Here is a 26,896-nt window from a genome sequence, read left to right as displayed (position 1 = left end):
TATTATAGTACAGCCTTTTTGTATTTGATTTTTTTCACACTGTCGGCATTTTTATACCTTATATTATTAGTAGTAAAAAAGAAGAATTTTGAAATTGTTGGAATGGCTTTCCTTTTCGGGACCGCCAGCCAAATGTTATTAGCCTATTTAATTTTAAGGCCGATTTTGGAAAACAAAAGTGGCGAGGTGATGGTTGAAAAAATCAATTTTTTTATAACATTTATTTTGTTTTTGTTATTTCAGACGCTTTTAACTGTCCGATTATTAAATGAAAAGCATTAAAATGGGGATTATGCAAAAGAAGGTTCAAAAATAATTTTTCATATCCTTTTGAATATTAATAAAAAATGTACCTTTGCACCAAATTTTAGAAACGTAAAAAATAAGATTTTTAACAGATATGGTGATTTCAAACAAACCGCTCAAATTTATTCTTGCAGCTTTAGTAGCTTGTTCTCCAGTAATGAGTTTTGCAAATTCAGAGAATGACTCAACGCATGTACATGCTGAAGCCGCTCATGAAGAAAAAGTAATTTCACATAACGCGCCGTCAGAAGAGGAGCATGCAGCTCTTGACCCAAAAGCAAAAGTGGACGCTTTTATTGATCATCACTTACAAGATTCTCATGATTTTGTTTTCTTCTCAGATGAAAAAGAAAATAAACATTACGGTTTTCCATTACCTGTAATTCTTATTGACGGAGGTTTGAAAATTTTCTCTTCTTCAAAATTACACCACGGTGAAGCAGTTGCTGAAGTTGACGGAAACTTCTACAAATTAGTTCACGGTAAAATTTACAAAACAGATGCTGCGGGAACTATTACTTTTAATGACCACGGACATCCTGAAAACGAAAAACCATTAGATTTTTCGATTACAAAAAATGTAGTGTCAATGCTTTTTGTTTCGGTATTATTATTTTTAATGTTTACCGGATTAGCGAAGTCCTATAAAAAAGGACCAATCCCAACTGGTTTCGGAAGAGTATTAGAACCGCTTATTATTTTCATCAGAGATGAGATCGCCGTTCCAAATATTGGAGAGAAAAAATACAGAAAATTTATGGGTTACCTTTTAACGGTGTTTTTCTTTGTGTGGTTGTTAAACTTATTAGGTATGACTCCACTTGGAATTAACGTTACAGGAAATATTGCAATCACAGTTTGTTTAGCTGCGTTTACTTTTATCATTACTCAGTTTAGTGCTAACAAAGATTATTGGGGACACATTTTCTGGATGCCAGGAGTACCAGTTCCGATGAAAATTATTTTAGCTCCAATCGAAGTTTTGGGAACATTAACAAAACCATTTGCATTATTAATTCGTTTGTATGCAAATATTACTGCAGGTCACGTAGTAATTATGAGTTTGATCGCGATGATTTTCGTAGGTAAAAATTTAGCAGCAGATTTGCCAATCTCTTTAGGACTAACATTATTTATTTCGGTAATTGAAGTTTTAGTTGCATTTTTGCAAGCGTTCATTTTCACAATGTTATCGTCATTATTTATAGGTATGGCTGTTGCAGATCACGACCATGATCATGGGCATGGACACGAAGACAATGTTATTATTTAATTTAGAAGTTTAATTTTATATATATAAATACTTATGGGAACAATTCCAACTTTAGTAGGTGCAGGTTTAGTAGTAATCGGTGCAGGTTTAGGTTTAGGTAAAATCGGTGGATCTGCTATGGACGCGATTGCTCGTCAACCAGAAGCTGCTGGTAAAATTCAAACTGCGATGATTATTATCGCGGCTTTATTAGAAGGTTTAGCGTTTGCTGCTTTAATCTTAGGAAAATAATAAAGAAAGAACTAACAACATCTTTAACGGTTGGTTAAAGGTGTTGTTACTTTTAAAAAAAGAAATTAAATATTTAATATAGTTATAAAATGGATAAGTTAATTAACGATTTTTCATTCGGTTTATTCTTTTGGCAAGCGCTAATCTTGTTGGTTTTGATTTTACTTTTAGTAAAGTTTGCCTGGAAACCAATTATGGAATCTATTACAGCAAGAGAAGAAGGTATTAAAGATGCATTACTTTCTGCAGAAAATGCAAAGAGAGAAATGGAAAACTTACAAGCTGACAATCAAAGAATTTTGAATGAAGCTCGTGCAGAGCGTGACGCGATGCTAAAAGAAGCTCGTGAAATGAAAGAGAAAATGATTGCTGATTCTAAAAACGAAGCACAAGAAGCGGGTCAAAAAATGATCGAGCAAGCTAAAGCTGCTATCGAAAGTGAAAAGAATGCTGCTATGGCTGAATTGAAATCACAAGTTTCAACTTTATCATTAAGCATCGCTGAAAAATTATTGAAAGAAGAATTATCTAACAAAGAATCTCAAACTAAATTAGTAGAGAAAATGTTAGGTGACGTAAAGCTAAACTAAGATTATGGCAAGTACAAGAGCAGCAATTCGTTATGCAAAAGCAATTCTGGACTTAGCAAACTCTAAAGGTGTTGCCGAAGCTGTCAATAACGATATGAAGTCAATTGCAACGGCAATTGAAAGTAATGAAGAATTAAGTGCCTTTATTCAAAACCCAACGACAAAAGTTGAAGTTAAAGAAAGTGCTCTTTTAGAAGTTTTCGCAGATGTAAATGGTGTAACTAAAGGGTTATTTCATTTATTATTTGAAAACAAAAGATTTGAAATTCTGGAAGCTATTGCTTTAGAATACAAAAAAATATTTGACGAAGGTAATGGTGTTGAAGTAGCAAAAGTTACAACAGCAATCCCAATGGATGCCGCTTTAGAAGCTAAAGTTTTGGCAAAAGTGGCGACTTTATCAGATAAAAAAATAACAATTGAAAATACAGTAGACCCATCTATCATTGGAGGGTTTATTTTAAGAATAGGTGATCAACAATACAATGCTTCTGTTGCAAACAGATTGCAGGTATTAAAAAGAGAGTTAAGTAATTAGTTTTATTACACATAAAAGTGTCTAAATTATAAATTAAGATGGCGGAAATCAAACCTGCTGAAATTTCAGCAATATTAAGAAAGCAAGTAGAAGGTTTTGAATCTGGTGCTACGCTAGAGGAAGTAGGAACAGTACTTCAAGTTGGAGACGGTATTGCTCGTATTTACGGGCTATCGAATGTACAATATGGTGAGTTAGTTGAATTTGACAACGGACTTGAAGCTATTGTATTGAACCTTGAAGAAGACAACGTTGGTGTGGTACTTTTAGGACCATCAACTGGAATCAAAGAAGGATCAACAGCAAAAAGAACGCAACGTATTGCTTCTCTTAAAGTAGGTGAGCAAATGGTAGGACGTGTAGTAAACACTCTTGGTTTTCCAATTGATGGAAAAGGACCAATTGGTGGAGACTTATACGAAATGCCTTTAGAAAGAAAAGCACCTGGTGTTATCTTCCGTCAGCCGGTAACGGAGCCATTACAAACTGGAGTAAAAGCAGTTGATGCTATGATCCCGGTTGGTCGTGGACAACGTGAGCTTGTAATTGGTGACCGTCAAACAGGTAAATCAACTGTTTGTATCGATACAATCTTAAATCAAAAAGAATTTTACGATGCAGGAAAACCTGTATTCTGTATATATGTTGCAATTGGGCAAAAAGCTTCAACTGTAGCAGGAATTGCTAAAATGTTAGAAGAAAAAGGTGCAATGGCTTATACAGTTATTGTTGCAGCTAATGCTTCTGATCCGGCTCCAATGCAAGTTTATGCTCCTTTCGCAGGTGCTGCAATTGGAGAATATTTTAGAGATTCAGGTCGTCCGGCTTTAATTGTTTATGACGATTTATCTAAACAAGCTGTTGCTTACCGTGAGGTTTCTCTTTTATTAAGAAGACCACCGGGACGTGAGGCTTACCCTGGAGACGTTTTCTACTTACACTCTCGTTTATTAGAGCGTGCTTGTAAAGTAATTGCTGATGATGGAATTGCTAAAAACATGAACGATTTACCAGATTCTATCAAGTCTATCGTAAAAGGTGGTGGTTCATTAACTGCATTACCAATTATCGAAACTCAGGCTGGTGACGTTTCTGCATATATCCCAACAAACGTAATTTCGATTACAGATGGTCAGATTTTCCTTGATGGAGATTTGTTCAACTCTGGAGTTCGTCCTGCGATCAACGTAGGTATCTCTGTATCTCGTGTTGGAGGTAATGCTCAGATTAAATCAATGAAAAAAGTTTCAGGAACTTTAAAATTAGATCAAGCTCAATTCCGTGAATTAGAAGCTTTCGCTAAATTTGGTTCTGACTTAGATTCAGTTACTTTAAACGTAATTGAAAAAGGAAAAAGAAACGTTGAAATCTTGAAACAAGGTTTAAACGATCCTTATCCTGTTGAAAATCAAGTAGCTATTATTTATGCAGGTTCTAAAAACTTATTAAGAAACGTACCTGTAAATAAAGTAAAAGAATTTGAAGCTGATTTCTTAGCTTACTTAAACAGCAAACATAAAGATACGCTTAACGCGTTAAAAGCTGGTAAGTTAGATGACAACATTACTGATGTTATCGAAAAAGCAGCAAAAGAAATTTCAGCAAAATATAACTAATATTTAGTTTATAGTTTTTAGTTTATTGTTTGTGGTTTGTCCCAACAATAAACTAAAAACAACAAACAATAAACATAAAATTAATGGCAAATTTAAAGGAAATCCGTAATAGAATTACTTCCGTTTCATCGACGATGCAGATTACATCGGCTATGAAAATGGTTTCTGCTGCAAAGCTTAAGAAAGCACAAGATGCAATCACTGCGATGCGCCCTTATGCCGAGAAATTAACGGAGTTGTTGCAAAATCTTTCCGCTACACTTGATGGTGAAGTTGGAGGTGATTACACTACTCAACGTGAAGTAAAAAAAGTATTGCTTGTAGCCATAACTTCAAACAGAGGTTTATGTGGTGCATTCAATTCTAACGTAATTAAAGAGGTTAAGAATCGTACCGAATTTTACGCAGGAAAACAAGTTGACGTTTTTGCTATTGGTAAAAAAGGAAATGATGTTTTAAGCAAAACGCATAAAGTACACGGTCATCATAATGCAATTTTTGATCATTTAACTTTTGAAAATGTTGCCGGAATTGCTGATAACTTAACAGAGAAATTCCTTACTGGAGAGTACGACAGAATCGAATTGATCTACAATCAGTTTAAAAATGCTGCGACTCAAATTGTTCAGACAGAACAGTTTTTACCGTTAGCTCCAATTAAATCTGATGCTGCAGTTTCTACAGGAGATTACATTTTTGAACCTTCAAAAGAAGAAATCGTGTTGACTTTGATTCCTAAATCATTGAAAACACAATTATATAAAGGAATCCGCGATTCATTTGCTTCAGAACACGGAGCACGTATGACAGCAATGCACAAAGCAACTGACAACGCAACTGAATTAAGAAACCAGTTGAAATTAACTTACAACAAAGCACGTCAGGCTGCTATTACTAACGAGATCTTAGAAATCGTTGGTGGAGCGGAAGCTTTAAATGGATAAGAAAATTTCAGTATAAGAAAAAGCAAAAGAGCCGGCATATCAATGTCGGCTCCTTTTTTATATATAGGGTTGTTGTTTTTTGAAATGAAGCTTATAAAATGGTGATTCTCAATTTAGTCAAAAAAGAGAATCAATACCATTTTATAAATCACCAAGTGCTTTGTCTTTTCTGGGAACAAACTAGCTTTATTAATCCCAATGCTCTGTTTTTTTGAGGGTTACATTTCAGCAGAATCAATCCCGTTGCTTTGTCTTTTATAGGAACAAACTAGCTTTATTTGTCCTCATGCTTTGCTTTTTTTAAGGGTTGTATTCTAGCTTTTCTCATTCCCTTTGTTACAAAGTTAAGATAGAACCGGTTTTAGAAATTTATATAATTTTAGAACTTTTTTATACATTTTACAGGTGAAGTTGCGGTTCAATTTTGTGAGGAGCAATGGAAAAAATTGAGTATTTTTGAAATCTATTTTTTTAAACAATGAAACTACAAATACAAGAACTCACTACAGTCGAAGAAATGCTGGAACAAATTGAAACCATGCGATTTCTTTATCCAAATCTTTCAGTAGAAAAGTACACAGCATATCTTTCAGAAATGGTTCCACATAACTACATCCAGATCGGAGTTTTTGAAGAAGGCGTTTGTTTAGGAATTACCGGTTGCTGGTCGGCTACCAAACTATGGACAGGTAAATATCTTGAAATAGACAATTTTGTCGTAAATCCGGACGTTAGATCAAAAGGAATAGGCAAATTACTGACGGATTATATCGAACAGAAAGCCCTGGATTTAGATTGCAGCAGTATCGTTTTGGATGCTTTTACCGGAAATTTTGCCGCGCATCGTTTCTATTACAATCAGGGGTACGCGCCAAGAGGTTTTCATTTTGTTAAAATTTTGGACGAAAAAAAATTAACTCACTAAAATTCCGGCAAGTTCTTTTATTGAAGCGCAAAATCAATAATAAACCAAAGAATTGGTTATTTTTGTTTTATAAATTTTATTACACACATATATTTTGGGATTATATAAAAATCTATTCAAACAAACGGCTATTTACGGACTAGCGACGGTTTTGCCGCGAATGCTGAGTTTTCTGTTAGTCAGATTGTACACAGGTATTTTACCAACTGCAGAATACGGTGAAGTTTCGATTGTTTTGTCCTGGATGGTTTTCTTTAATGTAGTACTTTCCTACGGAATGGAAACGGCATTTTTTAGGTTTTACAGTGCCGAAGACGATAAGAAAAATGTAATAGCTACTTCTACAATTTCAATATTCTGGTCGTCCATAATTTTCTTATTTGCAGCCTTAATTTTTAGAAATACATTGGCAACTCTGGCCGAAGTAGATGTACAGTACATCACGTACACTGTATGGATCCTGGTTTTAGATGCCTTGGTTTTAATTCCTTTTTCTAAGTTAAGAGCCAATCAGCGGCCTATGGTTTATGCGGCGATTAAAATAGGTAATGTTATAATCAATCTGTTACTGAACATATTTTTTCTGATGTACCTTCCTAAACTGGCAGCATCAAACCCTAATTCTGTTTGGGATAATTTGTATGTCGAAAACTTTCAGATTGCTTATATTTTTATTGCAAATTTATTGGCGAGTTTAGCGACGTTCATCGTGCTTTCACCAAATTATCTTTCACTTGGACGAAAATTTGATCCGGTACTATGGAAAAAAATGATGAAATATGGTTTACCTATTTTAGTGGCGGGACTTGCATTTGCGGTTAACGAACATTTTGATAAAATTTTATTGGGTTATCTATTACCTGAGAATCTTGCAAAATCTGAAGTTGGAGCGTATTCCGCCTGTTACAAACTTGGACTGTTCATGGTTTTATTTGCAACGGCATTCAGATTAGGAATCGAACCCTTCTTTTTCAGTCATGCGAAAAACGAAAATGCACCTCAGACCTATGCCGTGATTACAAAATACTTCGTGATTTTAGGATCATTGATTTTATTAGGTGTCATTGTATTTGCAGACGTTTTAAAATATTTATTACTAGATAATAAATCGTATTGGGAGGCTATGAAAGTGGTACCGTTGATCATTTTGGCAAACTTCTTTTTAGGGATTTACAACAACTTATCGGTTTGGTATAAACTGACAGACAAAACACAAATTGGAGCATATATCTCGATTGTAGGAGCCATCGTGACTTTGATTTTAAACTATGTTTTAATTCCAAAGTACAGTTACTACGGTTCTGCAATTGCGACTATTTCAGCGTACGGAAGTATGATGTTGATTTCGTATATTTTAGGAAACAGATACTATCCAATCCCTTATGATATGAACAAAATTGGAGCTTACTTAGGAATTTCAATCGTATTTTCGGCTATTTCTTTTTATGGATTTAGAGAAAACTATTTCGTTGGAATCCCGTTGTTTTTGGGCTTTGTCTATTTTGTGTATCATAACGAAAAACAAACAATCAAAGGAATGATGAATAAAAAGTAAGGGTACTTTTTAATCTTTTATAATAAAAATGAAAATACAAATTATCAATAAATCACAGCACGCTTTACCGAACTACGAAACGATAGCTTCGGCAGGAATGGATTTGCGTGCCAATTTAACAGAAGCTATTACGTTAAAACCTTTAGAAAGAACCATTGTAAAAACCGGACTTTTTATAGAGTTACCCATTGGTTATGAGGCACAAGTACGACCAAGAAGCGGACTGGCGGCGAAAAAAGGAGTAACCGTTTTAAACTCTCCAGGAACTGTTGATGCAGATTATAGAGGTGAAATAGGCGTAATTTTAGTAAATTTATCCAATGAAGAATTCGTAATCGAAAACGGAGAGCGAATCGCACAACTTATCATTGCAAAACATGAAAGAGCAGAGTGGATTGAAGTTGAAGAACTTTCTGAAACGTCAAGAGGAGAAGGCGGATTTGGCAGTACAGGAGTAAAATAAAAATTTAATAATTTAAAAATTGAAAAATTAAAAGATTTGCTATTTTTTTAATTTTTCAATTTTTTAATCTTTCAATAAAAAAATGAAGATAATCGTTCCAATGGCGGGTCGTGGATCAAGACTTAGACCACATACTTTAACAGTTCCAAAACCATTAATTCCAGTTGCAGGTAAATCGATCGTGCACCGATTGGTGGAAGACATTGCCAAAATTTTAAAAGAACCTATTGAAGAGGTTGCTTTTATTTTAGGAGACGCGGCTTTTTTTGGAGACGATCTTGTAGCAAGTTTAGAAGAATTGGCTGGAAGTTTAGGAGCTAAAGCTTCCATCTACCGTCAGGATTTACCTTTAGGAACAGGTCACGCGATTATGTGTGCCAAAGAATCTTTATCAGGTCCGGCAGTAATTGCTTACGCAGATACTTTAATCAGAGCCGATTTTGAATTAGATCCTGCTGCGGATGCCGTTATTTGGGTAAAACAAGTAGATCAGCCGGAAGCATTTGGTGTAGTAAAGTTAAACGCCAATAATGAAATTATAGAATTAGTAGAAAAACCAAAAGAATTTGTTAGTGACTTAGCGGTGATTGGAATCTATTATTTTAAAGAAGTAGGTGATTTGAAAAAGGAACTTCAGGGAGTTTTGGATAATAACATTCAAAATGGTGGAGAATATCAAATTAACGACGGTATCAAAGCCATGATGGCAAACGGTAAAGTGTTTAAAACCGGAAGTGTGGATGAATGGATGGATTGCGGAAATAAAGATGTTACCGTTGAAACAAATTCAAGAATGTTAGGGTTTTTACACAATGATGGGGAGCACTTAGTAGATTACGACGTGAAATTGGAAAACTCAACTATCATTCCACCGTGTTATATTGGCGAAAATGTAGTGTTGAAAAACACAACAGTTGGTCCAAATGTATCCATTGGTAAAGGTTGTCACGTTACAGATAGTACAATTAGCAACAGTTTAATACAAACTTATTCTCAAATAAAAAATGCACAGCTTGACAATGCAATGATTGGAAATCATGTGGTTTATGATGGTAAGTTTAGCAGTGTAAGCATTGGAGATTATTCAGTTTTAGAATAGATTATCAGTTGGAATAGATTCGTTTTTGTTTAAAAATAAATTTAAAAAAATGATACAAAAAGGAGTTATCGCAATTTTATTTTTCGTTTTGCTTGGCAATCCCATTTCGGTTATGGCTCAAACAGAGCCGGAAGATATTGCTATGGCAACCGATGAGTATCAGGATGCTTTTTATGAATCGTTGAAACAAAAAGGAATTGAAAATTATGATAAGGCTGTCACTTCATTACAAAAGTGTATCAAACTAAAACCCAATGATGCGGTAGCTTATTTTGAACTAGGGAAAAATTATCTGTCCTTAAAAGATTATCGAAGTGCACAGGATTCGTTTGAAAAAGCAACTCAGCTTGATCCTAAAAACAAATGGTATTGGTTGGGAATTTATGACGTAAGTTATGAAACCAAAAATTATCCTTTGGCGATTGAAACCATTCAGAAAATAATGGTTTTCGATGAAGAGTACAAAGATGATTTGATTTCGCTGTATATGATCACCAATCAGTTTGACAAAGCGTTGGTGGCGATCAATGAAATGAATGAGAAGTATGGGAAATCAGAAGATCGTGATCGCTATAGATTGCAAATCTTATCTCAGGGGAAATATCAAAATGCAGAAATTGATAATTTGATTGAGCAGATAAAGCAGCATCCAAAAGAAGAATCAAATTATGTAAATCTGATTTTTTTATATTCAAAATCAGAAGAAACAGATAAGGCGCTAAATGTTGCGAAACAACTGGCAAAGGAAATTCCAACTTCAGAATGGGCGCAGGTAAGTTTGTTTAAAGTGTATCTGGACGGCAATCAGGCTGATAAAGCGATTAAGGCAATGAATGTAATTTTGGGAAGTTCAAAAATTGATTCCAAAATAAAACATCGTACCTTAAATGAGTTTTTGATCTATACGAACAAAAATCCACAGTATGCTCCAGATTTAGAGAAAGCCATTTCGTATTTTGATAACGATCCTAATGTGGATGTGGCTAAAGAGATTGGAAAATTCTATCACAGTAAAGGTCAGTTTGAAAATGCGATTAAATATTATGAAAAAGATTTAAAAGCCAATTCAGAAACAGACCGTGAAACCAATTTGCTTTTGCTTGAAGCGTATGCTCAGACGAAACAATTTGAGCCAATGACAAAAAGAGCGATGAGCATGATAGAGGTTTATCCAAGTCAGCCGCAGTTCTATTATTATGCCGGTTTAGGAAACAATCAGTTAAAGCAATTTAAAAACGCAAAAACCGTTTTAGAAATAGGACTCGATTATGTGGTAGAGGACAAAACACTAGAGGCAAATTTTAATATTCAAATAGGAGAGGCTTACAATGGATTGGGAGATGCAAAGAAAAAAGAGGAATACTTTTTGAAGGCAAATGAATTATTGAAAAAGAGAAAATAGAGGAAAGAGGGGGATGTACTTACATGCTAAGATCTTGATTTTTAGTTTTCGACAACCTGAAACAACACTATAAACAATTAAACAGATTTTGATTTATCCAGATTCAAAATTAAAAAAGGCGGTAAATGAAAAAATATATAGCGATAGCGGTATTGTCCGTTTTTATGATTTCTTGTAAATCAAAGGCGGTTGCAGTGCAGAACAATACCAGCGAAGTAAAAGAAATTACTCCAAAAGAAGAAAAAAAAGTAATAGAGAATCACTACAACAATAAGTTAGATTTTTCAACGCTGTATGTAAAAGCCGGTGCGAGATATGTTGACGATAAACAAAGTCAAAATGTTACGGCTGAGATTAAAATTGAAAAAGACAAACAAATTTTAGTAAGTGTTCGTTTCCTGGGTATTACTATGGCAAAAGCTTTGATTACGCCAACAGCAGTAAGCTACTACGAAAAAATAAACGGGACCTATTACGAAGGCGATTTTACAAGTCTAAGTAAATGGCTGGGAACAGAACTGGATTACAGTAAAGTTCAGAACCTGTTGGTTGGTGAAGCTTTAGATGATTTGAGAAAAGGAAAATATGCCCAAACTATAGTAGATAATCTTTTTCGTTTAGAAGATGAAAAAGATTCTAATTTGAAAAAATCATTCTATTTGGATCCTGAAAAATACCTGTTGCAAAAAGAAGAGATCTCACAGCCATCAGAAAACAGATTCCTGCAGATTTCCTATGCCGACAGTAAAGTTTTCAATCAGGGAATACTTCCAACAAGTATTGAAATCAGTGCAATTCAGCCAAAAGGAAAAACAAATATTAGTTTAAATTACAATACGATTTCGTTTAACGAAGAACTTTCTTTTCCTTACAGTGTGCCAAGTGGTTATAAGAAAGTTATAATTAAGTAAATTTGCAAAAAGAAAATATAAACATGCCAAAATTTCTCCTAAGCCTAATTTTTATATGTGCCACTACTTTTATGTGGGCACAAGATTCGCAACAAGAAAAACTGGAACAGCGTAAAGCTCAGATTCAACAGGAAATTAGAGATAATGAAAAGATGCTGCAATCGGTAAAGAAAAAAGAAAAATCGGCAGTAAATGTTTATTTAATTCAGTCCAATAAAATCAAGCTGAAAGAAAAGCTGATTAATACTACTGCAAAACAGGAAAAACTTTTGAGTAATGATATGTATATTAATCAGGTTAAGGTTAATAAACTTAAAAAAGAGCTGGAAGTATTAAAGGCAGATTATTCAAAAATGATTCTGAAATCATATAAAAGCCGATCTGAGCAAAGCAGAGCCATGTTTATTTTATCTTCAGAGAGCTTTTTGCAAGCCTACAAAAGAGCGCAATATTTGAAACAATATACCAATTTCAGAAAAAACCAGGGATTAGAAATTCAATCTAAAACCGCGGAGCTGGAAGACTATAATGCCAGATTAAATGGTCAGCGTATTGTGAAGAAGAAGATTATTGCTGAAAATGAAAAAGAAAAACAAAGTTTAGAAACGGAAAAGAAAGAGCAGCAAAAACTAGTTAATTCGATTAAAAAAGACAAGAACAAAATTATTGCTGATACGAGAAGTAAACAGCAGGAGGCCAAAAGAATCGACAGACAAATTGATCGTTTGATTCGTGAAGCCATTGCAGAAGCCAACAGAAAAGCTGCCCTGGAAAGAGCAAAAGAAAATCCTGGTTCGACAGCATCTAAAACTCCGGTTTCTTCTTCTAAAATTGCATTGACTCCGGAAGGAAAAATTTTAGCTGCCGACTTTAAAGCCAACAGAGGAAAATTACCATGGCCGGTAGAAAAAGGATTTATTTCATTAGGATATGGTGATCAACCTCACCCTCTTTATCCGTCATTAACGGTGCATAATTCAGGAGTTGAGATTACAACAGAACAAGGAGCAAGTGCCCGTGCCGTATTTGAAGGTGTAGTATCGAGCGTAATTGTTTTGTCTCCAATCAACAGAGCTGTTATGATTCAGCATGGAGATTATTTTACAGTTTATCAAAATCTTAGTCAGGTTTTTGTGGAGAAAGGTGATAAAGTAAATGTAAAACAAAGCATAGGAAAAGTGAGAACCAGTGGTGACACCGGAAAAACAATCATTAAGTTTTTGATTCTTCAAAATACATCCAATAACAATCCGGAAGGATGGTTGCAAAACAGATAATAGTAGTCAACTGCAGTTTTAAGTTTAACTTTTAAAAAGTTTCCAAAACCGTGTTATAATAAAGTTGATTCAGAACTTAAATAAAAACCTTTTCACCGGAAATAGACTGGTGAAAAGGTTTTTTATTTAAAGTTAATCGTATTGTTCAAGTAAATATTTCATAACATCTGTTGTCGTTACAATTCCGGTAAGTTTGCCATTGTCGACAACGGGAAGTGCGTGAAATTCCTCCGTAACTAAAATTTGAGCTAAATCCCGAATACTGGTATCTGATGAAACGGTTTTTGGCTTTGAAGTCATGATTTGAGAAATACTGAGCATTTCTAAAATAGCTTCGTCTGCCTCCTCCTGTCCTTCGAACAAAGCACCAAAAGTTAGGCGATTAATATCCGTGCGGCTTATGATACCAATTACTTCTTTGCCTCTAACGATTGGAATATGCCGGATAGTGTGTTGTTTTATAAGTTCAACGATTTTTTTAAGGTCGTCATTTTCACTTGCAGTAATGACGCTTTTAGTCATAATATGACTGATAGGTTCTCTCTTTTTCATAATAGGAAGTGTTGTATTATCTCCATTAAAATTGTGAAATAATTCACATAAAACAAATGACCTTTATCATGTTTTACAACTTCTCAAAATATTGAAACAAGTAGAGGATTGGCTAAATTTTCTTTAGAAGGAGACCAATTTTTGAAAGAAATTGAACGAGAATACAAAAATCATCCTATTGTTCATTTGAAATTGCACCGATTGAAATTTAAAAATAGTATTTTTGCAGTATGGAAACAAACAGACAGAAAAAAATAGGCGGTGTCATCCAAAAAGATTTGGTTGATATTTTGCAAGGTGAAGTGCGAAAAAACGGAATCACTAATTTAGTAATTTCAGTATCCAAAGTTAGTGTTACTTCAGATTTATCTGTGGCGACAGTTTATTTAAGCATCTTTCCTCAGGATAAAGCCCAAGAAACTTTAGAAGGAATAAAGTCAAATACAACTTTAATCAAACACGATTTGTCACAACGTGTGCGTTTGCAATTGCGTCGTGTACCTAACCTGGTGTTTTTTATTGATGACTCTTTAGATTATATCGAAAAGATTGATAATGCGTTATCTAACAGAGAAAACCCAATTGAAAACCGTGATCTTTTAGAAAAAAGAAGAAAATCATAAATTGAATTTCCCCCTTTACATAGCCAAACGTTATATTTTTAGCAGAAGTAAAAACAATGCTATCAATATCATCAATCGTATTGCCAGCATGGGAATTATTGTTGGAACGATGGCTTTGTTTGTGGTTTTGTCCGTTTTTAGCGGACTAAAGGTTTTCAGTCTTTCGTTCACCAACGAAATAGATCCTGATCTGAAAATAAGCAGCACTTACGGAAAATCGTTTTTTGTAACGCCGGATCAGGAAACTCAGCTTAAAAACATTGAAGGAATTGCTTCCTACAGTAAGATTATCGAAGAACGGGTTTTGTTTTTGTTTAAAGACAAACAGCTGGTAACCTACTTAAAAGGCGTTGACAAAAACTATATTGTTGTTAACGATATCAGGAAAAAACTTTTTAACGGAGAATGGCTAAAACCGGATACTTATCAGGTGGTTATTGGTTATGGAATTGCTCGTGATTTTTCGTTAGGAATTCTTGATTTCGAAAATCCTTTGCAAATATTTGCACCCAAACCAGGAAAAGGAGCGATCGAAAATCCGGAAGAAGCATTCAATAAAACAGATGTTTTACCAGTTGCAATTTACTCCATCAGTGAAGATTTAGATTCAAAATATGTTTTTGCTGATTTGGGTCTGACGCAGGAATTACTGATGTATAAAACAAACCAGATTTCCGGAATAGAATTCAATCTGAAAGAAAACGCCAATGAAACTGAGATCAGATCTCAGCTGGAAAAATTATTCAAAAATAAAATCACCATAAAAAACAGAGCACAACTTAACGAATCTTTGTATAAGATGCTCAATACCGAAAACATTGTAGTGTACCTGATCTTTACACTGGTAATTATTGTGGCTCTTTTTAATTTAGTGGGTGCTTTAATTATGATGATTTTAGAGAAGAAGCACAATCTGAAAACGCTTTTTAACCTGGGAACAGAAATCACCAGTTTACGCAAAATATTCCTTCTTCAGGGAACTTTGTTAAGTGTTTTTGGAGGTATAATTGGTCTTGTTCTGGGAATCATTTTAGTATTGCTTCAACAAGAATACAATTTGATTATGCTGACACCCACTTTGGCCTATCCGGTCGTTTTTACTTTAGAAAATGTACTCATCGTGATGGCAACCATTGTATCACTTGGTTTTGTTGCTTCTTTAATTGCCAGCAGCCGTGTGAGTAAAAAGCTTCTTGATTAGTATTTCTACCAGAAAAATATTACCTATATTTACCGTCTTAAAAATCTACAGCATATGATAGTTTCTGCTTAGTCCTATTTTATTTTTAGAATAATTAGGATACTTACGTTTGTTTTTTGAGTTCAGATCGTTGCATCTGGACAAATTTTATCATTTATCTTAATTTATTATGACAGAAACTACCATACAGAAAAATCTATTTTCTAAAATTTACACGACTTTAAAACAGGCTCTCCAGGGAGATGAGTCTTTTGATTATACCGCAGGAAGCATTAAAAAAGCAGTCATTCTCTTAGCCATTCCGATGGTTTTGGAAATGATGATGGAATCTGTTTTTGCTCTCGTCGATTTGTATTTTGTCGGGCATTTGGAGCATAGCAGTTTTGCAATCCAGACGGTCGGATTAACCGAATCGGTTTTAACCATTATATATTCTATTGACATCGGGTTAAGTATGGCTGCAACTGCAGTCGTAGCAAGGCGTATTGGAGAAAAAGATCCTGTCGCTGCTGCAAAAGCAGGAATGCAGGCCATTGTTATTGCATTTGTGTTAAGTATTTTTTTAAGCATTTTTGGAATTATCTATGCCAAAGATATTCTCCTTTTAATGGGAGCATCTGCAGACGCGGCTGAACATGGTTTTAGATATACCCAGATTATGATTGGTTCGAGTTTAAGTATTACGCTTTTATTCCTGATTAATGGAATCTTCCGTGGTGCCGGAAATGCTGCAATCGCCATGAAAAGTCTTTGGATTGCCAATATTTGTAATATTATTTTATGCCCGATACTAATTAACGGTTTTGCCGAAATTCCTGCACTTGGTTTACTTGGTGCTGCGATCGCCACAACTACCGGAAGAAGTATTGGTGTCCTGTATCAAATTTATCATTTGTTCTACGGAAATGGAGTTTTGAAAATTAAAATGTCGTACCTCTTACCGGATTTTAAACAGATAAATGCTTTAGTAAAAATTGCTGCACCGGGCGTATTACAATTTGTGATCGCTTCCTGCAGTTGGATTTTTCTGGCACAGCTGGTGGCAACAACGGGAGGAGATCACGGATCGGCAGGTTATCAGACGGCTCTTAGAATAATGATGTTTTTTATTCTTCCGGCCTGGGGATTGAGTAATGCCGCTGCGACTTTGGTGGGGCAAAATTTAGGAGCCAAACAAATTGAGCGCGCGGAGAAATCTGTTTATACTACAGCAAAATACAATGTCATCTTTATGGCAACAATTATGATCATTACCTTGTGTTTTGGAGAATATATCATCTCATTTTTCACCAATGACGAAATGGTAAAAACCATTGCTGTTGAAGCGTTACAGATTATGAGTATCGGATTTATTTTTTACGGAATCGGGATGGTTTTGATCAACACGTTTAATGGAGCAGGAGACACTTGGACACCAACAGGAATTAATTTCTTTGGATTTTGGCTGTTTCAGATTCCGTTGGCATTTGTGCTGGCAAAACATTTTAATATGGGACCAAAAGGTGTTTTCATTGCCATTCCGGTTGCTGAAACTGCGATTACTTTAGCAGGGATTTTCTTTTATAAAAAAGGAAAATGGAAACGTGTTCAGGTTTAATTTTAAGTGAAAATAGTATGGAATTAATAAGTATTAGAGACGTATTATCACATCCGGAAGAGAATTTAAACTGGTTTTATCTTCCACCAAATTCAGGACAATGGAATTTAGATACCTTAGGAATTTTTTCACTTGATAGTCGTGATTTTGCACCAGACTCAGATGAATATTTGCCAGAACAAGTAAAAAAAATGGGTTGGATAGAAACTTTGGATGCTGCAAGTATTGAAGATGTGGTAGAAAATGCAATAGAAGAATTAGAAAATCCATCCATAAATCAATTGTTTGATGCATTCATTTTTTATTATGAAAATGATGCATTTCTCGAGTTTGAGAATTAAATGATTTTATGCAAAAAGAGGAAGTCATGTAAATGAAACTTCCTCTTTTTTATATTTTAAACAAACTCATACCCGGCATAAACCTGTTCAATTTCTTTCATAACTGCGAAAAGATTTTCAGGTTCATCAGTAGTAACCAGTTTTTGTTTGTATTCTTTAAAAGAGTGAATTCCTTTGAAATAATTGGTGTAATGACGACGCATTTCAACAATTCCCAAGCGTTCGCCTTTCCAATCCATAGACCACTGCAAATGATTTCTGGCGGCTTCAACACGATCAATTACGGTAGGAGAAGGCAAATGCTCACCGGTATTAAAATAGTGCTTGATTTCGTTAAAAATCCACGGATAACCAATCGCAGCGCGACCAATCATGATTCCGTCGATACCGTATTCATTTTTATATTTTAATGCTTTTTCAGGACTGTCGATATCGCCATTTCCAAAAATAGGCATGGTGATTCTCGGGTTGTTTTTTACACGTGCAATGTGCGACCAGTCAGAATGACCTTTATACATTTGTGCACGGGTTCTGGCATGAATTGTCAAGGCCTGAACGCCAATATCCTGAAGCCTTTCGGCTACTTCATCAATATTAATAGAGCTGTCATCCCAGCCCAAACGTGTTTTTACCGTTACAGGTAAATCGGTACTTCTGATCACCGCTTTGGTTAAACGTACCATCAGATCGACATCTTTCAAAACTCCTGCTCCGGCACCTTTGCAAACCACTTTTTTTACCGGACATCCAAAGTTAATATCCACCAAATCCGGTTTTACGGCAGAAACAATTTTAGACGAAAGTGCCATTGCTTCTTCATCACCACCAAAAATCTGGATTCCAACAGGACGTTCGTAATCAAAAATATCCAGTTTCATTCGACTTTTGATAGCATCACGAATTAATCCTTCCGACGAAATAAATTCAGAATACATTAAGTCAGCACCATGCGTTTTGCACAATCTGCGAAACGGTGGATCGCTCACATCTTCCATCGGTGCGAGTAATAAAGGAAATTCGGGTAATTCTATGTTGCCAATCTTGACCATCTTCAATATTTTTTGCAAAATTACAACATTTAGTTCAATTTAAAAGATTCTAAGTCTCTAAGATGCTAAGGTTCTGAGTTTTCATTCTTATTTAATAGTAAAAGAAAAACTTAGAACCTTAGAATCTCAGTATCTTAGCAACTTTAAACAGTAACTCTGTAATCAAAAAAACGAATAGGTTTTCGGCTCATAGGGTTAAAAACTAAAGGATTCAACGCTTCTTTTGGAGCGAATTCAATTTTTGGGGTTACTCTTAATTTGGCTCTGAAATGATCTTTGATCTCCTGCAAGAATTCAGGAGTTTGATTTTTCACGGCTATTTTTATCAGGATCTCATCGGTTCCCAAATCGTTGGTAGAGATCTCGATAATATGGTTTTCGATATTGTCAAATCCGCTCAGAACATCATTCATCGCAGGCGGATAAAGTGTTGTGCCTTTGTATTTGATCATTTGTTTTTTGCGGCCAACAACCGGACCAACACGCAAGGTATTTCTCCCGCAGGCGCAGGGAGCATTGTGTAATTGAACAATATCTCCGGTTTTAAAACGCAATAAAGGCATAGCTTCAATACCTAAAGTAGTAAAAGTCAATTCGCCAATTTCACCTTCTTTTACAGGTATATTATTTTCATCTAAAACTTCAACAATGATCAATTCCGGATGATGATGACCGCCAACACCGTGTTCGCATTCGGTAAAAGCAGTGCTCATTTCGGTTGAGGCATAAGTGGAGAACAACTTAATATTCCACTTTTCAGTGATTTTGTTTGACAGGGTATTCATTGAAAAATCCTGATTTCGCAAAGGTTCTCCAATACAAATGGCGCCTTTTATGCTGGAGTTGTTGTAATCAATTCCGTGTGCTTCGGCGTATTCGATTAATTTCAGTAAAAAGGAAGGAACGGTAATCAGGTAAGACGGTTTGTATTTTAAAATCGAATCCCATTGCAATTCCGGAATTCCGGCACCAACGCGGATTACGCCCACTTTTAATTTTCGCAATCCCAGAAAATAAGCCAGACCGGCCATAAACTTTCTGTCAATTGTCGTCATCAGTTGTACCACATCACCTTCGGCAATTCCGGCGCAGGCAAACGAAATGGCTTCGTTATAAGCCAGACGATCCAGATCAGAATCGGTTAAACCAAAAGTAACAGGATCGCCCAAAGTTCCGGAAGTAGATGCATAATCAATAATCTGATGTTGCGGAACACATAAAAAATCATCGTTGTACTCTTGTAAATCTTCTTTTGTTGTTACGGGTAAATGCTGTAAATCTTCAAGGGTTTTAATCTTCGAAAGGTCAATATTTTGTCCGGCGAAAAGACGTTTGTAAAAAGGAGAATTTTGACTGATATAGTGTAATAGTTCCGCTAACTTCTGCTCTTGAAAAATTTTAATTTCTTCTAGAGAATTTTTTTCTATTAATGGAATCATTGTAATTTTCTTTTGATTTTTTTTAAATATTTTTCAATGACTGTTTTGTCAGGAACAGTTGTGATTTCTTTTGTTAGTGCTTTTTCAAAATTGGATTGAGAAAGACGGTACTCTTTTTTTTGATAAAAGTACAACCCTGCTTTGTAATACACAACCCAATAGTTAGGGTTTAACGATTGGTAATTCGGTATGAATTCAGGACTTATAGTTTCTTTGTTTTTCAGATACAAATCGAATTTGTGGTCTTCGACTCTAAATTTTTGGTAATTTTTATAGGCTATTGTTTCTAAAAAAGGATCTTTTGGAATGTCTAAATTTACTTGCTGTAGGGAAACAATGCGATCCGTTTTTCTTTCTTTAAAAATACTATCCAGATTATAACACACAAATTCGCCTAATTGATACGGATTTGTAGACACCCAAACCTGTTTTGTAGCAGGTTTAAAGATAACACCGTGATGAGCCATCAGCTGGTTAAGTGCTTTTTCATTACCATATCCCAGATTTATATTATTTAAACCCTCTTTGTTTCGAAGAATTTTAGAGGCAATTTCAGGGTCGATTTTCGGATTTTCAGAAAAAAGTTCCTTCATCTTTTCCATACGATATTTAGAATGACTGTTGGCCATTTGAAACTGGTTACGTTTTTCGTTTTTTAAATCTTCTCCCTGAAAATGATTCGAACAAAATAATTGATTGCCGTTCGGAGTCTCGTAAACGTCCATTTTTTGAGGTGTGACTTCAATCAGAACGGCTTTGTTATCCTCGGCACTTCCCACCATAATTGATTCGGATACAAAAACGGCTCTTTTTTTGGCAATCGCAATTGCTTCGTTTATGTTTTTGGCGTGCTGTAATATTTCGCGCGTAAGAATTGAAATGGGTGTTTTGGCAATTAACGGAATTTCAGATTTTCCGGCATTAATGGTAACCGTTAGGCCTTTTTCATTCATTCCGGAAACCGCACCAATCATTCCGGGCCAGGTAATCATCATAAATTTGTGACCTTCTTTCGGATTGATAAACGCTACGATTTTGTTTTCGGCGAAAGCATCGTTCACATAAAAATCAAAGTTACGTCCGAGGATTAAATTTCCGTCTTCGGATTTTTCTCCCCATGCAGCAAAAGACGAACAGCCTACTAAAGCTAAATCCTGCAAGGCGTGACCAATGTCGTGTGCAGCATGCAGGTACAAACTGCGATGGTATTGTGGTGCAATGTTATTAAAATCAGGTGAGGTATATTGTGAAACTCCGAAAATCTCGGTTTGATATTCTTCCGGAACATTCAAATACAGTTTTCGATTGTACCATTTCAGGAAATGACGAAGGAGTTTCTGCTGAAATTTTGACGGAACGATATCCTGTATTTTAGAGAAGAAAATACGTTCTTGTTTTTTTAAAAGCGAATCTGATAAAGCCCCCGTGTTGAGTCCGATTTCTAACGGATCGCCTTCGGCATACAATTCCCAAAGGCCTTGCTTGTTTTTTAAAAGCGAATTTTTTCCGGAAATAAAAATACTGTCGGAAAGTTTAGTGACAACAGGTTTTGTCGCATTGTATTTGGCAATCTCAGGCTGATGCCGCATTGATTTTGATGTTCCGCAAGAGGCGAGCATCGTTAAAAAACCGATAGATAAAAAGAATATAATTCGGTTTTTCATAGCTTTTTATTCAGATGCCTGATTGATTTTGTTTACCAAATATTCTTTACCAACAATTTCAGAACAGGTTACCACGGCTCCAATAGTTACTCCGAGAACACCATGCATGTTGATACTTTGGCCCGTAAGATACAAATTATCCAGTTTGGTTTTTGAGGGAATCAGCGTTTTCATCGGATTATTTGAATCCTTAACATATCCGTACATATTGCCATTGTGCCCGCCAATATAATCGCGATAGGAGAGCGGCGTCGAGGTATGAACGGATTGAATGCAGTTTTTGATCCCCGGAAATTTCAGTTCGATTTCTTCTAAAAACTTTGCCGCTTTTTTGGCTTTAAATTCTTCGTAACTCTCCCCACGGTCATTTTCTTCAACCGTAGTATTAAAAGTAGTTGCCCACGGGATTACATCATCGTATTTCATGTAGGTAATAAAAGTCATCCCTTCTGCCCATTCTTCCTGCTTTTTGGAGGCATTCATTGAGGCCATAAAGCCTTTTGGCCAGGAATCATCATCATAGTTATGAGCGGTCCAGACTTCGCTGCTTTTCTTAAAATGATAATGGTTATGATTAATGTATTTGAAAGTTTTCGGTTTAAAAACGATGTACAGACTAAACGCCGAAATTACACCTTCAAGACTTTGAACTCTACTGTAAAATGATTTTCGGAAGTGTTCTTCGCCGGTCATTTTCAAAGTTGTTTTTGGCTCGATGTTAGAGATAAAATAGGAACCGGAAACATTGGTCCCATCCTTCATGTTTACCGAAGTTACTTTTTTATTTTCAACATTAAAATGGGTAACTTCTTTGTATTTGTAAAATTCACCACCGTATTTTTTGAGCTGTTTTAAAAGCTGCTTGGTAATCTGACTTCCGCCATTGATGCAGCGCCACGAACTTTGAATATAGGAATTTACAGAAAGTGCATGAACATAAAAAGGTGTTTTGTCGGCAATTCCGGCATACAAAAAATTAGAACCGGCAAGAACTGCTTTCAGTTTTTCATTTTGGGTACATTCATCGATCGTCTGTTTGGCATTTAAGCCTAAGATTTCATTATCGTATTTACCTTCCCATTCTAAATTGTAGAGCGGAAAAGATTCGCAAATTGTTTTTATTCTTTTGCAGTATTCCTCAATACCAGTTTTTTCTTCCGGAAAAAAATGTTCCAATTGGGAAGTAAAATTAGCGTAACCCTGTGCATGAGGATATTCGTTTTGATCGTCTTCAAAAGAGATGATGTCAAAACCGTTATCGTCCATTTTTTTGAGGTTAAGATGCTCCATAATGCCCAAATAGTTGAAATATTTGAACAGGTTTTGTCCTTCTCCTAAACCTCCGATGTAATGAATTCCGGTATCAAAAATGGTTTTATCACGTACAAATGTCTGGAGATTTCCACCATACTGATTGTTTTTTTCGAGCACGCAGACGCTATAACCTTCCTTGGCGAGAATAATCGAAGAGACTAATCCACCCAATCCACTGCCAACAATTACAACATCGTAATGTTCTTTCATGCTCCTTTTTTCTTTAATACAATTATACTGTTATCTTCAAAAATACATTCAAAATCAAATGTAATCAAAGTGTTTTTTAAATCAGAAGGATTGAGCAAGATTACTGTAGAAGTTAGAGTAACGATTTTTTCAAGATCATTCGCCTGATTCTTATCGGAAATCAAAAGAACATCATATTGATTTTGCAAAGCCGGTTCAAGCGTATCTAAATAAGAGATTTTTCTTTTTTTGAGGAAATAATTGGTTTTTGAAATCGCTCGTTTTTCTTCGTCAAAATTAAACGAAGTTATTTTTCGCTGAGGCTCCTGCAAGGTTAGTAACACATCTAATTGTCCATAATCATTGGATAAATGGAGTATTCTGTCTTTCGCGGAAAGCTGTTTGTTTAAACGATAATAGACTTCCAGATGCTCTTTTAAATCGCTCTTGACGTTATTGATGATTTCGATTTCTTTATAATCGAAACTGTGTAAAATCATTTTTTTGAAATAGTCTGGACCTTCTAATTGTTGACGAATTTTGTGGTACTCTTTTTTGAAAAAAGCACTCATTTGTTTGGTTCTCTCGGCATAATTTTTTCCGAAAGAAGTGTTGTCCGGAGAAATTCGTTCCAGAATTGAAATCGTAAGATGGCTGTGATGAATGACAAAATCGCCTTTTGGAATCGCTTCTGAAGCTCCGTGAATGACCACAGGAATAATATCCAGATTAAATTCTTCAGCCAGATAAAAGGCTCCTTTATGAAAACGTTTAACCTGATTGCTTTCAGAACGTGTTCCTTCGGGGAAAATCATTAACGAATACCCTTCGTTTACTTTTTGGCGTAAATGTTCTACTCCGCCTTCAATTCCCTCCGAAACCGGATAAAAACCTGATTTTCTGACGGTACCGCCAAAAATAGGAGAGTTGTACACCCAGTCACTTACTAAAAATATAATTTTAGGACTCAGCATTCCCATTGCCAAAATATCAATGAACGAAGAATGGTTGGCAATAATAATGGCGGGTTTTTCGAAGGTTTCTCCAAATTTATTCACGACTTTTTTATGAATAAACGGATTGGAATACAATACCGATTTCATGAATTTTGAGATCACGTATCGGAAGGCTTTCATTTTTGTTTTCTCCTTAATCGGCAACAGTGGCATAATAGTGATGCTGAAAAGCGACATCAAAATTCCGCCCATACCGTAATAGAAAAAAGAGATGACACCGTGTATAAAAGTGCGTAAGACAAACGGAGGATTTCCTTTTTTCGAACGGTTTGAAATGAATATTTTAAAAAGAATAGGGTAGAATATAAACGTAATAATAAGTGCTGCAAAAACTCCGATTAAAGACACGGATGAAATAGATCTCAACGCCGGATGTTTAGCAAAAATCATTGCACCGATTCCTAAAATTGTTGTGATTACTGCAAGAATGATAGAGGTTCGATAAATAGCAATTTCGTTTTTCCCGGTCGTATATTCTTTTTGAAGGGCGCTGGTCATGAAAATACTGAAATCGACGCCGTGACCAAAAATCAGGGTACAGACAATCAAGCTGAATATATTCATCTGAAGTCCAAAAACACCCATAATCCCAGCCGTAACAATTCCCGTTAAAGCAATTGGAATACAGCTTACAATAACCAATTCCAGTCTTCGGAAAAAGAAAAATAAAATCAGAATCACCGCTATAAACGAATAATTTACCAGTGTGTTGAAATCGGTTTTTAAAGTACTGAAAAACGTTTCATTCATCTGCTGGCGATCAATTGCAATCAGATTTTGTTTAGTCTCAGTTACTTTTACGAAAGAATCTCTTTGTTGAGGACTCACTTTTACGAGAGTAGAAATGGTGAAGAATCCGTTCTTTTCGGTTACAAATTCTTTCAGCTGTAAAGCCTGTATTTTCAAATATTCCTGTGGGGAAATGGGTTTGAAATTGAAATTCAAATGCTCAAAAAAAGCGGTATAAGTGGTAGGTTTAAATCCGAGTTTGGAACCTTCGGTAATTAGTTGTGTTTGTAAAAGCTGTTTTTTGTTGGTGTCCCAAAACGAATTCCAACGATTGATTTTTTGCTGTTGCTCCTTTTGCGAAAGCATAATACCGCCAACAGAACTAAAATTCAATATTTTGCCGTTTTGTTTTTCTTTTGATAAATCGGAGAACAGGGCAGAGTTATTTCGTAAAACCTCTTCCATACTATTTCCATAGGATGCTACATAAATGGTTTTGGAGGTGAGGCTTGTACTTTCTTCCAGATCTTTTTCAGCCGCTTTTATTTCTGTCGGAATAAAATTCAGTTGCGACAAATCGTTGTTGAATCCCACATTCTTATAAGTAAAGCAGGAAATAATGACTGTTAAAACACAAAAACCAATCAGAAATTTGTTGTTGTGAAAGGAAAAATGAGCCAGTTTATCAATCACATTTTTCTTGTGTTCTACGTTATTTTCTTTCGGTTTGTAGAGATGCGGAATAATTAAAAGAGAGAAAAATGCCGAAGCCATTACGATAACGGCAGCGAAAATCCCCAAGTCATTTAAGGCATCCGATTTTACAAAAAGCAGGCACAAAAAGGCAACAGCCGTTGTTGAACTGCTCATGATGACCGGCATAGTAATGTCTTTGTACAAGGTTTTTATATCGCTGTTGTGCTTGTAGTGTGTGAGAATATGGAGGGAATAATCAATGGTGATTCCCAGTAAAATAGAACCAATTCCTAATGAAATAGCAGAAATTTGTTCTTTTGCAAAATATAAAAAGGCGATGGCAAACAAAGCGCCAAAAACAGTAGGAAGAAAAATAATTACCGGAATCAATACTTTTCTATAAAACAAAATCAAAATGAGCATCAGTGTAAACATCGCGATTGATGTGGTCAGGATGATATCACTTTTGATTTGATTGGCATTTGCGACTGCAATCAGGGCAGAGCCAAAATAGTGAATCGAGGTTTTGGTTTTGAATTTCTGATTCAGATTGTCCTGAATGGATTTCAGTTTTGATGCAAAAATGGTATTCTGTTCGGTTTCGCTTGAAGGAAGATTTGAGGTAATAAAAAGAAGTAATTTCTTTTTGTCTTTGGTCATAACAAAACCATTGTCAAGCGTAAAATCGTCACCAATATTTAATTGCTGTAATTTTTTTAAAGCGATAAAGGAGATTCCCAACGGATCCTGTAAAATAAAATCTTTTGTGATAAATCCTGATGGAGCGATAATTGATTTATAATTTCCCTGAACTGTTGCCGCGATGCTGTCTTTTTGAAGTTTACTTTGCAGGACTTCATAATCTTTATTTTCCAGAAAAAGAGGCAGATTGTGGTAGACGAAATCAATGGTTTCCTGAATACTTTCTTCGTCAATTTTTCCCTGAATACCGCTTACGTAGGGCTTGCAGGATTGAGTGACACTGTCTGAAAAAGCAGTTGCCATTTCTTTTAGATCGTCTTCGGTACCGTTTTTATCGAGTTTGAAAATAACGGTAGTTTTATCAGCAAAATTAAGCTGTTTGAGCACTTTTGCCGTGACATCTGTTTTATCATTTGTGGGAATCAGTTTGGTGATATCCTCTTCAAATTTAATTTGAGAGGCAAAAAATCCAAAAACAAAAAGGATCAAAATAGCCAGAACAACCGATAAAGATTTTCTTCGGTTTACAAACATATGAATGGCGTAGAAGTATTGATGCATGTTTATTTATTATTGTTTTTGCTTACAGTTTTTTTGCCACAGATTGAAAGGATTAAATTGATTTTAAATGCTGTTGCCAATTCGTGGCTAAAA

General features: G+C 35.3%; 23 protein-coding genes. 17 read left to right on the top strand and 6 right to left on the bottom strand.

The features are described from left to right. Window positions 1-400: 400 nt before the first annotated feature. From atpB to BHE19_RS05040, 13 genes are all read left to right on the top strand, one after another. On the top strand, window positions 401-1,579 hold the full coding sequence (atpB, locus tag BHE19_RS05100; RefSeq protein ID WP_070906205.1) for a F0F1 ATP synthase subunit A: 1,179 nt from the start codon (window positions 401-403) through the stop codon (window positions 1,577-1,579). 33 nt (window positions 1,580-1,612) lie between these two features. Then, a complete protein-coding gene (gene atpE / locus BHE19_RS05095; protein ID WP_008465835.1) occupies window positions 1,613-1,810 on the top strand; it encodes an ATP synthase F0 subunit C in 198 nt (65 codons plus the stop codon). 89 nt (window positions 1,811-1,899) lie between these two features. Next, window positions 1,900-2,400, top strand: coding sequence for a F0F1 ATP synthase subunit B (locus tag BHE19_RS05090; RefSeq protein ID WP_017496870.1), 501 nt, complete (start codon window positions 1,900-1,902; stop codon window positions 2,398-2,400). Between the two features lie 4 nt (window positions 2,401-2,404). After that, the gene (atpH, locus tag BHE19_RS05085; RefSeq protein WP_017496871.1) at window positions 2,405-2,938 is read left to right on the top strand and encodes an ATP synthase F1 subunit delta; all 534 of its coding nucleotides are present in this window, start codon (window positions 2,405-2,407) and stop codon (window positions 2,936-2,938) included. A gap of 38 nt (window positions 2,939-2,976) precedes the next feature. Next, the gene (atpA, locus tag BHE19_RS05080; protein WP_017496872.1) at window positions 2,977-4,554 is read left to right on the top strand and encodes a F0F1 ATP synthase subunit alpha; all 1,578 of its coding nucleotides are present in this window, start codon (window positions 2,977-2,979) and stop codon (window positions 4,552-4,554) included. A gap of 83 nt (window positions 4,555-4,637) precedes the next feature. Further along, entirely contained in the window at window positions 4,638-5,498 is an 861-nt protein-coding gene (atpG, locus tag BHE19_RS05075) for an ATP synthase F1 subunit gamma (protein ID WP_017496873.1), read from the top strand. A 478-nt stretch (window positions 5,499-5,976) separates the two neighbouring features. Beyond that, window positions 5,977-6,423 (top strand): GNAT family N-acetyltransferase, encoded by a 447-nt coding sequence (locus BHE19_RS05070; RefSeq protein WP_070906204.1) that lies wholly within the window; start codon window positions 5,977-5,979, stop codon window positions 6,421-6,423. Between the two features lie 94 nt (window positions 6,424-6,517). Beyond that, window positions 6,518-7,978 carry a lipopolysaccharide biosynthesis protein gene (locus BHE19_RS05065; protein WP_070906203.1) on the top strand — a complete coding sequence of 487 codons (1,461 nt, stop codon included), beginning with the start codon at window positions 6,518-6,520 and terminating at the stop codon, window positions 7,976-7,978. Between the two features lie 28 nt (window positions 7,979-8,006). Next, window positions 8,007-8,441, top strand: coding sequence for a dUTP diphosphatase (dut, locus tag BHE19_RS05060; RefSeq protein ID WP_017496876.1), 435 nt, complete (start codon window positions 8,007-8,009; stop codon window positions 8,439-8,441). 82 nt (window positions 8,442-8,523) lie between these two features. Further along, on the top strand, window positions 8,524-9,540 hold the full coding sequence (locus BHE19_RS05055; RefSeq protein ID WP_017496877.1) for a sugar phosphate nucleotidyltransferase: 1,017 nt from the start codon (window positions 8,524-8,526) through the stop codon (window positions 9,538-9,540). A gap of 49 nt (window positions 9,541-9,589) precedes the next feature. Then, window positions 9,590-10,942 (top strand): tetratricopeptide repeat protein, encoded by a 1,353-nt coding sequence (locus BHE19_RS05050; protein ID WP_070906202.1) that lies wholly within the window; start codon window positions 9,590-9,592, stop codon window positions 10,940-10,942. A gap of 125 nt (window positions 10,943-11,067) precedes the next feature. Next, window positions 11,068-11,853 (top strand): DUF4292 domain-containing protein, encoded by a 786-nt coding sequence (locus BHE19_RS05045; RefSeq protein ID WP_017496879.1) that lies wholly within the window; start codon window positions 11,068-11,070, stop codon window positions 11,851-11,853. A 23-nt stretch (window positions 11,854-11,876) separates the two neighbouring features. Then, the gene (locus BHE19_RS05040; protein ID WP_026110032.1) at window positions 11,877-13,130 is read left to right on the top strand and encodes a murein hydrolase activator EnvC family protein; all 1,254 of its coding nucleotides are present in this window, start codon (window positions 11,877-11,879) and stop codon (window positions 13,128-13,130) included. 132 nt (window positions 13,131-13,262) lie between these two features. Here the strand turns inward: BHE19_RS05040 and BHE19_RS05035 are convergent, their stop codons facing one another. Then, entirely contained in the window at window positions 13,263-13,682 is a 420-nt protein-coding gene (locus BHE19_RS05035; RefSeq protein ID WP_070906201.1) for a CBS domain-containing protein, read from the bottom strand. Between the two features lie 230 nt (window positions 13,683-13,912). Between BHE19_RS05035 and rbfA the strand changes: the two genes are divergently transcribed. The 4 genes from rbfA (at window position 13,913) to BHE19_RS05015 (ending at window position 17,444) form a co-directional block, all read left to right on the top strand. Next, on the top strand, window positions 13,913-14,305 hold the full coding sequence (gene rbfA / locus BHE19_RS05030; protein WP_070906200.1) for a 30S ribosome-binding factor RbfA: 393 nt from the start codon (window positions 13,913-13,915) through the stop codon (window positions 14,303-14,305). A gap of 1 nt (window position 14,306) precedes the next feature. Next, the gene (locus BHE19_RS05025; protein WP_070906199.1) at window positions 14,307-15,506 is read left to right on the top strand and encodes an ABC transporter permease; all 1,200 of its coding nucleotides are present in this window, start codon (window positions 14,307-14,309) and stop codon (window positions 15,504-15,506) included. A 169-nt stretch (window positions 15,507-15,675) separates the two neighbouring features. Further along, window positions 15,676-17,103 (top strand): MATE family efflux transporter, encoded by a 1,428-nt coding sequence (locus tag BHE19_RS05020; protein WP_070906198.1) that lies wholly within the window; start codon window positions 15,676-15,678, stop codon window positions 17,101-17,103. Further along, on the top strand, window positions 17,082-17,444 hold the full coding sequence (locus BHE19_RS05015) for a DUF7716 domain-containing protein (RefSeq protein WP_207544105.1): 363 nt from the start codon (window positions 17,082-17,084) through the stop codon (window positions 17,442-17,444). Before BHE19_RS05020 ends, BHE19_RS05015 begins: the two co-directional genes overlap by 22 nt. Window positions 17,445-17,500: 56 nt before the next feature. Here the strand turns inward: BHE19_RS05015 and dusB are convergent, their stop codons facing one another. The 5 genes from dusB to BHE19_RS04990 form a co-directional block, all read right to left on the bottom strand. Beyond that, window positions 17,501-18,493 carry a tRNA dihydrouridine synthase DusB gene (dusB, locus tag BHE19_RS05010; RefSeq protein ID WP_017496887.1) on the bottom strand — a complete coding sequence of 331 codons (993 nt, stop codon included), beginning with the start codon at window positions 18,491-18,493 and terminating at the stop codon, window positions 17,501-17,503. Window positions 18,494-18,636: 143 nt separating this feature from the next. Further along, a complete protein-coding gene (locus BHE19_RS05005; protein ID WP_070906197.1) occupies window positions 18,637-19,932 on the bottom strand; it encodes a phenylacetate--CoA ligase family protein in 1,296 nt (431 codons plus the stop codon). Next, window positions 19,929-21,596, bottom strand: coding sequence for a C45 family autoproteolytic acyltransferase/hydolase (locus tag BHE19_RS05000; protein WP_070906196.1), 1,668 nt, complete (start codon window positions 21,594-21,596; stop codon window positions 19,929-19,931). The genes BHE19_RS05005 and BHE19_RS05000 overlap by 4 nt, the downstream gene beginning before the upstream one ends. A 6-nt stretch (window positions 21,597-21,602) precedes the next feature. Then, on the bottom strand, window positions 21,603-23,120 hold the full coding sequence (locus BHE19_RS04995) for a phytoene desaturase family protein (RefSeq protein ID WP_070906195.1): 1,518 nt from the start codon (window positions 23,118-23,120) through the stop codon (window positions 21,603-21,605). After that, on the bottom strand, window positions 23,117-26,803 hold the full coding sequence (locus BHE19_RS04990; RefSeq protein WP_070906194.1) for a 1-acyl-sn-glycerol-3-phosphate acyltransferase: 3,687 nt from the start codon (window positions 26,801-26,803) through the stop codon (window positions 23,117-23,119). The genes BHE19_RS04995 and BHE19_RS04990 overlap by 4 nt, the downstream gene beginning before the upstream one ends. Window positions 26,804-26,896 lie beyond the last annotated feature (93 nt).

It is taken from the genome of Flavobacterium tructae (assembly GCF_001853485.1).
Lineage (GTDB): Bacteria > Bacteroidota > Bacteroidia > Flavobacteriales > Flavobacteriaceae > Flavobacterium > Flavobacterium tructae.
Note: the sequence above shows the minus strand (reverse complement) of the source record. Positions and strands in the feature narration are given on the sequence as shown.